We start from the raw sequence: 13,133 nt of genomic DNA on the forward strand, positions 1-13,133 counted from the left end.
CTTCGTATTTCGTTTTCACGCAGCCCTGCCGGAGGGTTTTCCATCTGCCATTGGCCAGGGCGTTGACGCTCCGTGCGACAAGGCCGGCGCTTATTTGCGCCGACCTACGCCTATCACCACGAGACCGGCCACGATGGCCAGTACGCTGGCCCAGGGGGGGATGAAGACCGATTTCTCTGTTTCGGCGGTCGCCTTGACCGAGCCGATCTGAAGCACGGTCTCTTCGGATGTGTAGCTGAAACCCTGGTAAACCAGGGCAATGGCGCCCAGTGCAATCAGCACGGCACCGACGATAACGGCGGGTTTCATCGGGATCCTCTTCTGGTCGTGATGATGCCAGGAAGATAGCACATCGGAAGGCCGCCAGGTGTCCTGGCAGTATTTGAAATCCCCATTCTTGCCCCCGCTGTGCTCCACACGCCAGGCCGGCCCACGGCCGGATGGCCGGCAGTTATTGCGAGGCTCGTTCGAATCCGTATAGCTCGCAAGGGTTGTCGGCAAAGATCATCCGGCGGGTCTGGCCGGTTTCCATCCAGTCGTAGATCAGGTCCTGGATCAACGCATCGTCCGGTGCCGTTCGTCCAGGATTCACAATCGCGGAAACATGCGGCCAGTCGGTACCCCAGAGCATTCGCTGCGGCGCGGCCTTGATCCACTCGCGTACCAGTACGCCGGCATCCGCGTAGGCGGGTTCGCCATCAACGCTGTCGTGGTTGAGCCCGGAAATCTTGATCCAGGCGCGCCCGCCGTCGACCAGCCTGCGCAACACGTTCCAGGCTGGGTGAGACAGTGCGTCTGGCTGGGGAATGCGGCCCAGGTGGTCGATGACCAGTGTCGCCGGCAGTTCGGCCAGGTGTTTTTCCAGCGCGGGATAATCGCGTCCCAGTGCATGGATCTGCACGTGCCAGCCGAGGTCCGCGACCCTGCGGGACAGCTTCTGCATCTGTTCTATTCCAGCCCCTGCCGGTCGCGCGAGATTGAAACGGATGCCGCGCACGCCTGCCGAGTCCAGCGCTTGCAGCTCGTCCGGCGAAGTGTGTTCGTCGATCACTGCCACGCCGCGGGCACTGCTCCCGAAGGAGGCCAGGGCTTCGCGCAGGCAGGCATTGTCGGTACCGTAGCTGGACGGCTGAACAATGACGCTGCGGCTGACTCCCAGGCGCTCGCGCAACTGGGTATAGTCCCGTACCGTGGCGTCCGGGGGGCGGTAGTCCGCCTCGGGATGGTAGGCAAAACGCGTGTCGTAGATATGATGATGGCAGTCCACGCTGCCTGCGGGCAAGATGTGACGGGCGGATTCGGTTCCGCCAGACCAGGGAGCTGCCGTCATGATATGTCCTTCGTCCGAGGCTTGATTGTTGCGGATGTGGCGCCATTCCGGGTGTTCAGCAGCGCTGCCGCCCGATAAGCCTGCTGTGGATTCACCGCGCCTTCGGGCCAGTTGCCGGCAGCCAGGGCGGCAACCTGTCGTACGGTATCCATTACCTGGTGTTCTCGAGCTTCCGCCGTCATGCCGCCGACGTGCGGCATCAGCACTACATCGGGGCGGTTCTCGAAGATCGCCGAGGGTTTCTGATCCGCGGCCCGCCCCACATCCAGGCCCGCGCCGCGCAGGCGGCCTTCGTTCAGGGCAGCCAGCAGGGCGTCTTCGTCCACGAGTTCGCCGCGCGCCAGGTTCAGGAAGCAGGCATGCGGTTGCATCATGCGGAAGGCGCAGGCGTTCATCAGATTACCGGTTTGCGGTGTCGATGCCGCCAGGCACACGACATAGTCGGATTCGGAAAGCAGCGTTTCGAACGCGGCGCCGTGCTCGCCGAGCTCCTCAGGTGGCAGGAAGGGATCGTACGCGCGCACGATCATGCCCAGTGCGGCGGCGTGCCGGGCCAGTGCGCGGCCGATCCGGCCAAAGCCGATGATGCCCAGTCGCGTCCCTGCGATCTGCCTGGACTTGGCGACGACGGGCATATGGCCTTGCGCATATTCATGGCGAGCTTTCGAGATGCCGCGAGCCAGATCGAAGATCATTGCAAGAGCAAGCTCTGCGACGGCGGTGGAGAAGCCCGCGCTGGCGCGCGTGACCAATATGCCGTGCTCCGACGCTGCCGGTACATCGATGGTGCTGATGTCTACTGCGCCGCGCAGGAATGCCGACAGGTGCTGCGCGTGCGCAAAGGTTTCGCGGCTGCCGGCAACCGAGCGGTGGGCAATGATTACCTGACAGCCTGCGCTGGCATCGGCCAGTTCGCGGCCGGCCAGCACGCGGCCTGTGGTGTTGCGCACGACATCGGCATGGGCCTGCAGCGCCTTCAGGCCAGACTCGCTGTAGTAGCTGCCGAGCTCGTCGTCGGTGTAGGCAAGGAATACCTTGAGTCGTTCCATGGCGCATCAATCCAGTGAAATGCCGTTCTTGCGTATGAGTTCGACCCAGCGTTGCGTGTCGGTCTTGATGTATTCGGCGAATTCCTGAGACGAGCTGACGAATGGCAGCATGCCGATCTCCGCCAGGCGTGTTACCAGTGCGGGATCCGTCAGCGATTTGCGAAGGGCTGCGTCCAATGTCTCGACGATCCGGGGAGGCGTCCCGGCCGGGGCGAACATGCCGACCCAGGTATTGGCATCGAAGCCGGGCAAGGTATCGCTGATGGCGGGCAGGTTCATATCGACGATTTTTCCTGCGTCAGGCGCGCCGCTGATGCCCAGCGCCATGATTCTGCCGGCCTTGACGTTGCTGATGGTGGCCGGCACGGTATCGAACATCATGTCCACCTGCTTGCCCAGCAGGCCCGTGGTAGCCAGCGACGGGCTGCGGTACGGTACGTGAAGCAGGTCGATTCCAGCCATCGATTTGAACATTTCCGCGGCGAGGTGGCTGGTGGTGCCCGGGCCTCCCGAGCCGTAGGTGTATTTTCCGGGCTCTGCGCGAGCCTTGTCGATGAGTTCCTGGATGGTCTTGACGCCTATGTCGGGGTTCACGACCAGGACCAGAGGGCCGCTGGCCACGCCGGAGACAGGCGCGAAATCCTTTACGGGATCGTAGGGCAGGGACTTGTACAGGCCGACGTTGATGGCGTGCGTGCTGATCGTGCCCAAGAGCAGGGTGTAGCCGTCCGGCTTGGCGCGGGCCGCCGCCTGGGTGCCAATGACACCTGCTGCCCCTGCGCGGTTCTCTACGACGATGGGTTGCCCCAGCTCGACCGACAGTTTGTCGGCCATCAGCCGGGCTGCAATGTCGGTGAATCCCCCTGGCGCGAAGGCGACAATCAGGTTGATGGATCGGGATGGCCACTGTTCTGTCGCGGCGAACAGCGGCGCAGGTCCGGCGGCCAGCGCGAATAGGGATGACTTCAGCAGGGTGCGGCGGTTTGGTTTGAACATGGTGTCTCCTTGTGAGTTCTTTTGCGGGGAAGGGCGGAGCGGGCGTTGCCTGCCGCCCTGGGTTTTGATGTGTGCATCCCTAAGGTTCAGACTGGCAGGCCCTTGGCCCGGAGAATGGCGTCGAAGCGTTCGGGATCCGCCGTGCCGGTGCGGTTGGCCTCGCGGATTTGCGCTTCCTTGCGCAGATGCTGACGTGTTTTTTCCAGGACGCTTTGCGCCTGATCCGCCGGTATGGCGATGACTCCGTCGGCATCGCCGACGATCAGATCACCCGGCATGACGGCCAGCCCGGCCACGGACACCGGAACGTTGATCTCGCCCGGACCGTCCTTGCTGGGGCCTCGGTGCGTATGGCCGCGCGCAAAGATGGGCATGCCGTCTTCAGCCCACTCGCACAGGTCGCGGATGGCGCCGTCGATGACCAGCCCGGCAAGTTGCCGGGCGATGCAGCTCGTTCGCATCAGCCCTCCCACCAAGGCCTGGCTGATGTCTCCCCCGCCGTCGACGACCAGCACGTCGCCGGGTTGCGCCATCAGCAAGGCTTTGTGGATCATCAGATTGTCGCCGGGACGGACGCGCACGGTAAGCGCCTGGCCTGCCATCGTCGTGTCCAGCCTTGCATGATATTGGCGAAGCCCGATGGTGCCGATGTTGCGGCTCATGGCATCGCCGATGCCTGCGACCGGCAGGGTTCCGAAGGCTTCGACCAGAGCCGCGTCCAGGCGCGCGGGATTGGGGTTGATGCGATAGCCGGGCGGCCAGTCGGCAGGGGAGGGTGTGCTCATACTGTCTTTCCTTGGAGATGCGTGTCGTGGATTGCCGGGCCGGCGAGCGGCTCGGAGTTTGCGGGACCGGGTTTAATCAAAGGATATGCGGGTTGACGCAGCGCCCGGGATCGGGAGGATTGCCTGTCAGATGGCCCATGACGTTCTCGGCCGCGCCTTGCGCCATCAGTGCAAGGGCCGCCGGCGTTGAGCCGCCTACGTGCGGCGTCAGCACCACGTTTTCCAGGGAGGTCAGCGGACTGCCGGCAGGCAGGGGTTCGATCTCCATGGTGTCCAGGCCGGCCGAATGCAGGTGGCCATTGCGCAGGGCTTCGATCAGGGCGGTTTCGTCCACCACCTCGCCGCGCGCGGTATTGATGAGAATGGCTCCCTTCGGCAGGCGCTTCAGCCGCGCGGCATCCAGCAGCCCGCGCGTGCCGGGGGTCAGCGGCACATGCAGGCTGAGGACGTCCGATCGCGGCAACAGGGTGTTCAGGTCGTCGGCGCGCTCGACACCGGGCACGGGATTGCTGGCCGGGAATGCCGGATCGTATGCGATCACGCGCATGCCCAGCGCTTGCGCCGCCCGGGCGACGCGCTGGCCGATCTGCCCATAGCCCAGCAGTCCCAGGGTCAATCCATCGAGCTGGCGGCCGTCCTGGAGCCTGTGCCAGTGGCCGTCGCGCAGTGACCGGTCCATGGAAGGGATGCGGCGTGCGGCGGCGATCATCAGGCCGATAGCCATTTCCGCGACGGAGGCGGCGTTGGCTCCGGGAGTCGCATAGACCAGCACGCCTTGGCGGCTGGCCGCCTCTACGTCGATATTGCTGACTCCCACGCCATGCTTGGAAATGACTTTCAGGGTGGGGCATGCCTGTATGGCTGCGGCCGTCAATGACACGGTCCGCGAGATGACAGCATCGATGGGTTCCGATGCCATGATGCGGGCGGCTTCCTCCGCGGAGTCTGCCTGATCGAGGTAGATCACGCGCGCTCCATGTTTTTCCAGCACTGCGACGCCGGCTGGATGCAGCTTGGGCGCGGTCACGAAAACGGTATGGGACATCGGGGCGTACTCGTTATTGGGAGAGCAATTATTGGTCTTGGAATCAATAACTGTCTATTTGATAATATTCATTATTTGTTCACTTTTAGTTATTGAATGGGGGTGCCGTGGATATTCATCTCAGGGATTTGCGCTATTTCGAAGTCCTGGCGGATATGCAGCACCTGGGGCGTGCGGCGGAGCAACTGGGCCGCAGCCAGCCCGCGTTGACCAAATGCATAGATCGCCTGGAGGCGATCATCGGCAGCCCCTTGTTCGAACGGACCGGCCGGGGCATCCGGCTCACGCGCGTGGGCGAGGTGCTGCGTTTGCGCGCCAGGATGCTGCGCGACAACGCAAGCGAGGCAATACGCGAAGTGAACGAATTCGCAAGCGGACGCTTTGGCCACGTGCGGCTGGCCAGCGGTCCCATCGCCGCCGATCATTTGCTGCCCGAGCTTTGCCATCTTGCCCTGGCCGAATGCCCGGACCTGAACATAGAAATCGAGATAGGGCCTACGTCCACATTGCGAGGTCAATTGAAGGATGGGGAAATAGACATACTGATAGGCCTGACCGCGACCGGCGATCCCGATCTGGTGGCCGTACCCATCGTCAACGATGCGGTGGTGGTGGCGGCAAGGCGCGACCATGCCATCTTCGGGCGCAAGAAAGTGACGCTGGAGTCCCTGCTGGAATATTCGTGGGCGCTGCCGGCCCCGACCGTACCCAGCCGTCAGTGGCTGGAGTCGGTGTTCACGGCCGCGGGCCTTTCCCGCCCGCATGTGCAGATCGAAACGAGCGCTTTACCGTTGCTGCCCCATATGATCGCCCGGACCGATCTGCTGAGTTTCGTATCGCGCCATACCCTGGCGCTGCACCAGGGCAGGATGCTGCGCGAATTGCCATTGCCGGCTACGACGTTGAACCGCACCCTGGGCGCCACGTACCGCAAGGCTGGCTATCTGTCGCCGGCGGCAGAGCGAGTGCTCGAAATCTTCAAGACCAACGGCGCGCGATTGTTTGCGAATGCCATGGGTGATGCGGCGCAAGGTTGCAAGAATCGATAAAGTCGTCGAAGATGCTCAACTAGCCGGGGTCTCACGTACGACCGTTGCAGGTATGGCGGCCCTTGCCAGAGGCGATACGAAGCGCCATCGCTTTCAGGAAATCGAGGGATGACCATAGAAATAGTGCTGGTGTTGTGCATTGCCCTGGCGGCGATCGTGTTGTTCGCTACGGAAAAGCTGCGCATGGACACGGTAGCCCTGCTCGTGCTGGGCGGCCTGGCCGTAGCGGGGCTGGTGACGCCCGAGCAGGCCGTCAGCGGCTTCAGCAATCCGGCCACGATCACGGTGGCGTCCATGTTCGTGCTGGCCGCCGGCCTGCAGAACAGCGGCGCATTGTCGGGCATAGGCCGCCTGCTCGGCCGGGCAAAATCCCCTTTTCTTTTTTTGCTGGTGCTGTTCGCCGTATTGGCGGTGGTGGCGCCGTTCGTCAACAATACCGCTGTCGTGGCGGTATTCATGCCCATCGTGATGACAGCGGCCTCCGGCATCGGCATGCCGGCTTCCAAGGCGCTGATCCCTCTGTCCTATGTATCGCAGATGGCGGGGGTATGCACCCTGGTCGGCACCTCGACCAATCTGCTGGTCAACGGCATGGCGAAAGACCTGGGCCACCCGGGTTTCAGCATGTTCGAGTTCACGCCGCTGGGCGTGATCTGCATGGCTGCGGGATGTCTCTATTTGCTTACCTTCGGGCGCTGGCTGTTGCCCGATACCAGCGCCTCCCAGATGGTGGAGAATCACGAGCTGGGCAAGTACGTGACCGAGCTGAGGGTGATGCCGGAATCTTCGCTGATCGGCGTGTCTATCGAGGAAGCCAAGCTGGGCGAAACTTTCGGCGTGTATGTGATGGAACTGCTGCGGGACGACGAGGAAGTGTGGTCGCCGCGTTCCCAGGTGCTGCAGGAGGGCGACGTGCTGCTGGCTCGCGGGGACTGGTCCAAGCTGGACGAGTTGCGCCAGGAGGCCGGGCTGGAGCTGAACCCGCAATTCAAGCGCCGACTGCGCCGCATGTCGGTGGACGGCGACAAGGAATCCGAACCCGTATCGCAAGTGGTGACCGAGGTGATGATTGCGCCGCGCTCGCGCCTGGTGGGCAGCACCCTGACGATGCTGGACTGGCGCTGGCGGCATGACGCTATCGTGCTGGCCATCCACCGGCGCGGCCAGGTCTTGCGCGAACAGCTCAAGGATGTGAGGCTTAACGTCGGCGATGTGCTGCTGATGCTGACGACGGAGCCCGAGATGGGTGCGCTGCGCCAGGACAGCAACCTCATCGTGCTGTCCGAGCGCGATGCCCAGCCTGCCCGTGGCTGGCGCGCGCCCTTCGCGCTGGCGACCATGGCGGTGGTGATTACCGTGTCCGCGCTGGGCTGGCTGCCGATTTCCATCACCGCCCTGGTGGGGGCCGTGGCCATGACGCTGGCGGGCTGTCTCGATGCCGACGGCGTCTACGATGCCATCGACTGGCCCATCATCATCCTGCTGGCCGGGCTGATGCCACTAGGCGTGGCCATGAGCGAGACCGGCGCTGCCGAGTTCATCGTGCAGAACACGATAGGGCTGGTCCGGGAGGCTGGACCGCTGGTGGTGCTGGCTGTGCTCTACCTGATGGCGCTGCTGCTGACAGAGTTCATGAGCAATGCGGCGGCGGCCGTGCTGCTTACGCCCATCGGCATGTCCACGGCCAGAATGCTGGATGTGGATCCTACGCCCTTCCTTATCGCGGTTACCTTCGCAGCTTCCACCAGCTTCGCCACGCCCGTGGGCTATCAGACCAATACCATGGTGTACAGCGCCGGCGGCTATCGTTTCGTGGACTTCCTGAAGGTGGGGCTGCCTCTGAACCTGATTTTCTGGGTGCTGGGAGTGATATTCATCCCCAGGTTCTGGCCCTTCTGAGCCGCTCACGGATGAAATGCGCGAGTTCCCTGGATGTCACGGGCCCGCAATCCTTGTAAATTGCGGCGAGGTGGATGCCAGCCTCCGATCGGGGCGGCCTTGTTCAAGAAGTGTGTATGCTGTTCTTATGCATAGACATCCTTTTTCAACTGATCTTAAAATTTCAGGCAAGTGCCTGCTTGAGAGGCATGCCAGACACACCACAGGAGTACCTCGTGTCGCCAGAAATGTTTCTGCTGTTTGTGCCTGCCTGCTTTGCATTGAACATGGCGCCAGGTCCGAACAATCTGCTTTCCGTCTCTAACGCCAGTCGCTTCGGCTTCGCGGCAGCCTGTGTGGCTGGCATCGGCCGTTTGGTTGCGTTTGTCGGCATGATTGCCATTGCGGCCTCGGGGCTTGCTGTGGTGTTGCAAACCTCGGCTTTGGCCTTCACTGTCATCAAGGTGGCGGGAGCGTTGTATCTATTCTATATGGCCTTGCAGCTTTGGTTCGCCCCAGTGAACGCAGTGCAAGAGAGCGTCGACGCCCGTGATATGCGAACTTTCAACCTGTGGCGTTTGGCCAGGCAGGAATTCCTGATTGCAGCAGGCAACCCAAAGGCAATCCTGATCTTCACCGCGTTTCTGCCGCAATTCGTCAACTCGGCAGAAGCCGCCGCGCCGCAATTCTTCATCCTTGGGCTGCTTTTCCTGGTGCTCGAATGGATTGCCATTGCCGCTTACGCTTATATGGGAGCGTACTTGGGAAAATGGTTTGCCTTGCCTGCACGTAAGCGTTTGTTCAACAGGACGTGCGCCTCATTGCTGGGTGCCGCCGGTTTCGGTTTGCTGCTATCAAAGAAGGCCGTAAGTGCAGCATAACCAGCCAAAGCTGCTGCGTAGCAGCTCAGCAACTCTCCAAGGTTTCTAGCACAAAGTCGGCGCGCTCTGCCGCACCGATCTTTGGCAAGACAGATATCGTATATCCTAGCACTGGATAGGCATGCTGGAGTCGTTCGAATTCAGCTAGAGCAGCATCCATGCCGTGACGGCGTTCCTTGTCCTGCACATAGATTTCAGGCCACGGTGGGGCCAGAAAGACGCACGGGTGATAGCGGTGCGCTTGGCCGAGTGTCTTCAGGGTGGGCTCGCCCGTCAGTGCTTGAAGTGCTGCAGCTGCATCGATCAGGCTGCGGTCGAAGAACACGCGCGGCGCGTTGCTTCGTAGAGCATTGGCATGATCCTCCAAGGCGGCGGTGATGACCCTGCGCAGAAATGCAGCTATGTCGATCCACGGCAAGGCATGGCCGCCGGTGCGTGTTTCCTCTTGGACAATGCGCCGCCCAGGTTCTTCAACCACGATATGACCGCGTCGTCCGAGTTCAGCCAGCAATGTTGATTTGCCGCCACCTGAGCAGCCGGAAATGATGATGAAATGGTTCATGAGGTCGGCATCCGTTTCAAACTTGAGTAAGTCAGGTATCTAGGTGCCTAGAGACATGCGCTTCTACGTGGCCTGCCAATAGTAGCGAAAGTGCCGCGACTTGCGGTCCTGCGATTGTGTGGCTGTAGGCGGGCGTCGGTGGATATCGCTGGACGAAAAAAAAACCGAAAACAAAGTTTTCGGCTTTCTTTCAATTATCTATGGACGTTGGTGGATGTCCATGGACAAAAATCCTGGAGCGGGAAACCGGTCTCGAACCGGCGACCTCAACCTTGGCAAGGTTGCGCTCTACCAACTGAGCTATTCCCGCATTTTGGTCTTTGCAGGATCGGGTAAAGACGGAATTCCGCAGCTGACAGACTGGATGTCCATACAAGAAGAATCTGGAGCGGGAAACCGGTCTCGAACCGGCGACCTCAACCTTGGCAAGGTTGCGCTCTACCAACTGAGCTATTCCCGCGCTTCCGATCTTTACAAGATCAAGCAAGACAAAGATTATAAGCCTGCTTTTGTATTTTTGCAAACGGCAATTTCGCTTGTGTTGCTGAGCCGTACTTTTTCGTGCGCGCTGCTTCTGTAGTCGCCAGATGCTGACAATATACAATGCAGCCGTATCGTCTCCACGCATTGCCTGTGTCCTTCTATCCGTCGTGAATACCCTGGATTCCTCTGATCTCCCCGTCCTCCTGCCGAACACGCTTGGCCTGTCCTCGCAGGCGAGACGCGCGCAACGGCTTTCAAGCCTGCAGCAGTTGCCGGCGCTGGTCGATTGGGTACAGGAGCAAGCCGAGGACGCGTTCGTGCTCGGCGGGGGCAGCAATGTGATCCTGCCGCCGGACGTCGGTCGTCCTGTCGTGCTCGTGCAGAATAAGGGAGTGCGACTGTTGCGGGAGACGGCAACGGCCCGCATCGTGGAGGCGCAGGCGGGGGAGGTATGGCATGACTTTGTGTCGGTCACGCTGTCTCAGGGCTGGGCCGGGTTGGAGAACCTGGCCCTGATCCCCGGCACGGTGGGCGCAGCGCCGGTGCAGAACATTGGCGCCTATGGCGTGGAACTGCAGCAGCGCGTGGATAGCGTGTTGGTCTGGGATTTCCGTGAGGCGCGTCAGGTCGAGCTTTCGGCCGCGGACTGCGGCTTCCGGTATCGCGACAGTATTTTCAAGCAGGCGGGCAACGGGCGCTGGCTGATCCTGGCCGTGCGTTTCGCCCTGCCTCTGGACTGGACGCCAGTGCTGGATTATCCCGATCTGCGCAAGCATCCCAGGTTGGCGGATGTTTCCGCCGTCATGCCCCGGGCCGTGTTCCAGGCGGTATGCGAGATCCGTCGCGCGAAGCTGCCGGATCCTGCGGTGTTGGGCAACGCGGGCAGCTTCTTCAAGAATCCGTTGGTGGAAGGGGCGCAATTGCAGGCGCTCAAATCACGATATCCGGCCATGCCGTCCTATGACCAGGGCGGTGGCTGGCACAAGGTGGCGGCGGGCTGGCTCATCGAGCATGCGGGCTGGAAGGGCAAGCGCCTGGGGCCTGTAGGGATGCATGAACGTCAGGCGCTGGTCCTGGTGAATCATGGAGGAGCGGCTGCGGAAGACGTGCTGGCGCTGGAAGCGGCGGTGCGGGCCGATGTGCAGGCGAAGTTCGGTATAGCGCTGGAGCGCGAGCCGGTCCGCGTGGAATGATCTATTGGAGGCTGAGTTCCTTAGGCGCAGGCCAGACCTTACAACGTCAGAATGATCTTCCCGGTATGCGCGTTGCTTTGCATCAGCTCGATCGCAGCCTGAGCGTCGGATGCGTTGAATACACGGTGGATCAGCGGAACGATGCCGCCTTCGCGGAAGAAAGGCAGCGCGTCCTTTTTCATGTCGCGCACCAGCTCGGCGCGTTCCGCCGGCGTGCGGTATTTGTTGGAGACGCCGAAGACCGACAGGCGCTTGGCATGCAGGCTGGCCAGGTCGATCTGGCTGCTCTTTGTGCCGTCCACATGGCCGACGATGGCCAGGCGGCCTCCGATGGCCAGGCTTGCCAGGCAGTCTTCGAACAGGCTGCCGCCCACGATATTGATGGCCAGTTGCACGCCTTTACCGCCGGTGGACTCCTGAACTTTCTGGGCGAATCCGGGGCCGGCCGCGAGCAGCGGGACATCCAGCCCGTGAGAGAGCAGCGCGTCCAGTTTTTCCTGGCGCGTGGAGGTGCCGATGACGCGGGCGCCCATGGCCTTGGCGAGCTGCATCGATGCGATGCCCACGCCCGACGGCACGCCGGTGATCAGTACGGTGTCGCCGCTGCCGACGGAGCGATGCCAGAACAGCATGTCGTAGGCCACGGTGAAGACCAGCGGGATGGCGGCGGCCTGCGTCCAGTCCAGGTGAGCCGGCGCATGCATGGCCTCGTGCTCGTCCATGGCGACCTGTTCGGCGCAGCCGCCTTCGCAGCGTCCCATGACGCGGTCGCCCACCTGGAATTCGCGCACGTTCTTGCCGACGGCGATGACTTCACCCGCGGCTTCGTTGCCGAAGCGCTTGGACTGGCCTTCGGGTACCTTGCCGGCAAGCTCGCCCCGGTTCAGCGAGGTAGCGCGTACGCGCACGAGCAGTTGGGTGTCCGATATTTCCGGAGGGGAAACGTCAAGCTCGGTGATCCGGAATCGGCCTTGCTCGGAATGGATGGTGCTGGCTCGCATGGATGTCTCCACAATCTGTCGTTGCGCGTGGCTGGAATGTACTGCTTTCCTTGCTGTCCGGAGCGCTCAGCCTGCCAGCACGTCCTGCATGTTGAACAGGCCCGTGCTCTTGTTTGCCAGGAAGCGCGCCGCCCTCAGGCTGCCTTGCGCGTAGGTGGCGCGGCTGCTGGCTCGGTGCGTGATTTCGATGCGTTCGCCTTCACCGCAGAAGAATACGGTATGGTCGCCCACGAGATCGCCGCCGCGCACGACGGAAAACCCGATCTGGCCGTCCTTGCGTGCGCCGGTGTGGCCGTGGCGGGCCCAGTCGGCGATGTCCTCCAGGGACTTGCCCCAGGCGCCGGCGACGGCTTCGCCCATGGCGAGGGCGGTGCCGGAGGGGGCGTCGACCTTGTGCTTGTGGTGGGCTTCGAAGACTTCAACGTCATAGCCGCTATCGAGCAGCTTTGCGGCCAGCTGCAGCAGCTTCAGCGTGGCATTGACGCCCACGCTCATGTTGGGCGCGAAGACGATGGCGATCTGCGTGGCGGCTGCCTGGATGGCCTGCTTGCCCTGCTCGTCGAAGCCGGTGGTGCCTATGATGCATTTGACCTTGTGGCGTACGCAGGCTTCCAGATGCTCCAGCGTGCCTTCGGGGCGGGTGAAGTCGATCAGGCAGTCGGCATTGGCCAGGGCATCCAGGTCGTCGGTGATTTGCACGCCAGTGGCCTGACCGAGGAAGGCGCCGGCGTCCTGGCCGATGGAGGGGGATCCTTTGTAGTTCAGGGCGGCGGCCAGGGTCAGGTCGGAGCTGTTTAGCACGGCCTCGATGAGCATGCGGCCCATGCGCCCGTCGGCGCCGGCGATTGCGATACGCATATGATGTCCTTTGCTTGCTTGGT

General features: G+C 62.3%; 13 protein-coding genes and 2 tRNA genes. 4 read left to right on the forward strand and 11 right to left on the reverse strand.

What is annotated here, in order from left to right; genetic code table 11:
* Positions 1-90: 90 nt before the first annotated feature.
* From EV686_RS12765 to EV686_RS12790, 6 genes are all read right to left on the reverse strand, one after another.
* On the reverse strand, positions 91-309 hold the full coding sequence (locus EV686_RS12765; RefSeq protein ID WP_132477330.1) for a hypothetical protein: 219 nt from the start codon (positions 307-309) through the stop codon (positions 91-93).
* 142 nt (positions 310-451) lie between these two features.
* On the reverse strand, positions 452-1,330 hold the full coding sequence (locus EV686_RS12770) for an amidohydrolase family protein (RefSeq protein ID WP_132477331.1): 879 nt from the start codon (positions 1,328-1,330) through the stop codon (positions 452-454).
* Positions 1,327-2,379: an NAD(P)-dependent oxidoreductase gene (locus tag EV686_RS12775; RefSeq protein ID WP_132477332.1), complete on the reverse strand. Its 1,053-nt coding sequence runs from the start codon at positions 2,377-2,379 to the stop codon at positions 1,327-1,329. The genes EV686_RS12770 and EV686_RS12775 overlap by 4 nt, the downstream gene beginning before the upstream one ends.
* A 6-nt stretch (positions 2,380-2,385) precedes the next feature.
* Positions 2,386-3,375 carry a Bug family tripartite tricarboxylate transporter substrate binding protein gene (locus EV686_RS12780; RefSeq protein ID WP_132477333.1) on the reverse strand — a complete coding sequence of 330 codons (990 nt, stop codon included), beginning with the start codon at positions 3,373-3,375 and terminating at the stop codon, positions 2,386-2,388.
* A gap of 86 nt (positions 3,376-3,461) precedes the next feature.
* A complete protein-coding gene (locus EV686_RS12785; protein WP_132477334.1) occupies positions 3,462-4,160 on the reverse strand; it encodes an RraA family protein in 699 nt (232 codons plus the stop codon).
* A gap of 76 nt (positions 4,161-4,236) precedes the next feature.
* Complete coding sequence (locus tag EV686_RS12790) at positions 4,237-5,205, reverse strand: hydroxyacid dehydrogenase (protein ID WP_132477335.1); 969 nt, start codon at positions 5,203-5,205, stop codon at positions 4,237-4,239.
* Between the two features lie 107 nt (positions 5,206-5,312).
* Between EV686_RS12790 and EV686_RS12795 the strand changes: the two genes are divergently transcribed.
* The 3 genes from EV686_RS12795 (at position 5,313) to EV686_RS12805 (ending at position 9,013) form a co-directional block, all read left to right on the forward strand.
* On the forward strand, positions 5,313-6,254 hold the full coding sequence (locus tag EV686_RS12795; protein WP_132477336.1) for a LysR family transcriptional regulator: 942 nt from the start codon (positions 5,313-5,315) through the stop codon (positions 6,252-6,254).
* 108 nt (positions 6,255-6,362) lie between these two features.
* Complete coding sequence (locus tag EV686_RS12800; RefSeq protein ID WP_132477337.1) at positions 6,363-8,153, forward strand: SLC13 family permease; 1,791 nt, start codon at positions 6,363-6,365, stop codon at positions 8,151-8,153.
* A 215-nt stretch (positions 8,154-8,368) separates the two neighbouring features.
* On the forward strand, positions 8,369-9,013 hold the full coding sequence (locus tag EV686_RS12805; RefSeq protein WP_207901774.1) for a LysE family translocator: 645 nt from the start codon (positions 8,369-8,371) through the stop codon (positions 9,011-9,013).
* A gap of 25 nt (positions 9,014-9,038) precedes the next feature.
* Here the strand turns inward: EV686_RS12805 and EV686_RS12810 are convergent, their stop codons facing one another.
* The 3 genes from EV686_RS12810 to EV686_RS12820 form a co-directional block, all read right to left on the reverse strand.
* The gene (locus EV686_RS12810; protein WP_132477338.1) at positions 9,039-9,575 is read right to left on the reverse strand and encodes an AAA family ATPase; all 537 of its coding nucleotides are present in this window, start codon (positions 9,573-9,575) and stop codon (positions 9,039-9,041) included.
* Positions 9,576-9,809: 234 nt separating this feature from the next.
* Positions 9,810-9,885: transfer RNA gene (locus EV686_RS12815), tRNA-Gly, on the reverse strand.
* Positions 9,886-9,959: 74 nt separating this feature from the next.
* A tRNA-Gly gene (locus EV686_RS12820) sits at positions 9,960-10,035 on the reverse strand.
* A 127-nt stretch (positions 10,036-10,162) separates the two neighbouring features.
* Between EV686_RS12820 and murB the strand changes: the two genes are divergently transcribed.
* Positions 10,163-11,251, forward strand: a complete 1,089-nt coding sequence (murB, locus tag EV686_RS12825; protein ID WP_132477339.1) for a UDP-N-acetylmuramate dehydrogenase — start codon at positions 10,163-10,165, stop codon at positions 11,249-11,251.
* 38 nt (positions 11,252-11,289) lie between these two features.
* On the opposite strand, the gene EV686_RS12830 is transcribed toward murB, so the two are convergent.
* Both EV686_RS12830 and dapB read right to left on the reverse strand, forming a co-directional pair.
* Entirely contained in the window at positions 11,290-12,252 is a 963-nt protein-coding gene (locus EV686_RS12830) for a zinc-binding dehydrogenase (RefSeq protein ID WP_132477340.1), read from the reverse strand.
* Positions 12,253-12,318: 66 nt separating this feature from the next.
* Positions 12,319-13,110 (reverse strand): 4-hydroxy-tetrahydrodipicolinate reductase, encoded by a 792-nt coding sequence (gene dapB / locus EV686_RS12835; RefSeq protein WP_132477341.1) that lies wholly within the window; start codon positions 13,108-13,110, stop codon positions 12,319-12,321.
* Between the last annotated feature and the right edge of the window lie 23 nt (positions 13,111-13,133).

The sequence above is a fragment of the Paracandidimonas soli genome (assembly GCF_004342005.1).
Classification (GTDB): Bacteria; Pseudomonadota; Gammaproteobacteria; order Burkholderiales; family Burkholderiaceae_B; genus Paracandidimonas; species Paracandidimonas soli.

Bases quoted from the DNA above. Each gene is read 5' to 3' on its own strand.
- EV686_RS12775 (WP_132477332.1), bottom strand. From the start codon at position 2,379: ATGGAACGACTCAAGGTATTCCTTGCCTACACCGACGACGAGCTCGGC.
- EV686_RS12765 (WP_132477330.1), bottom strand. From the start codon at position 309: ATGAAACCCGCCGTTATCGTCGGTGCCGTGCTGATTGCACTGGGCGCC.
- EV686_RS12780 (WP_132477333.1), bottom strand. From the start codon at position 3,375: ATGTTCAAACCAAACCGCCGCACCCTGCTGAAGTCATCCCTATTCGCG.
- EV686_RS12810 (WP_132477338.1), bottom strand. From the start codon at position 9,575: ATGAACCATTTCATCATCATTTCCGGCTGCTCAGGTGGCGGCAAATCA.
- EV686_RS12770 (WP_132477331.1), bottom strand. From the start codon at position 1,330: ATGACGGCAGCTCCCTGGTCTGGCGGAACCGAATCCGCCCGTCACATC.
- EV686_RS12790 (WP_132477335.1), bottom strand. From the start codon at position 5,205: ATGTCCCATACCGTTTTCGTGACCGCGCCCAAGCTGCATCCAGCCGGC.
- EV686_RS12830 (WP_132477340.1), bottom strand. From the start codon at position 12,252: ATGCGAGCCAGCACCATCCATTCCGAGCAAGGCCGATTCCGGATCACC.
- murB (WP_132477339.1), top strand. From the start codon at position 10,163: ATGCTGACAATATACAATGCAGCCGTATCGTCTCCACGCATTGCCTGT.
- dapB (WP_132477341.1), bottom strand. From the start codon at position 13,110: ATGCGTATCGCAATCGCCGGCGCCGACGGGCGCATGGGCCGCATGCTC.
- EV686_RS12800 (WP_132477337.1), top strand. From the start codon at position 6,363: ATGACCATAGAAATAGTGCTGGTGTTGTGCATTGCCCTGGCGGCGATC.
- EV686_RS12785 (WP_132477334.1), bottom strand. From the start codon at position 4,160: ATGAGCACACCCTCCCCTGCCGACTGGCCGCCCGGCTATCGCATCAAC.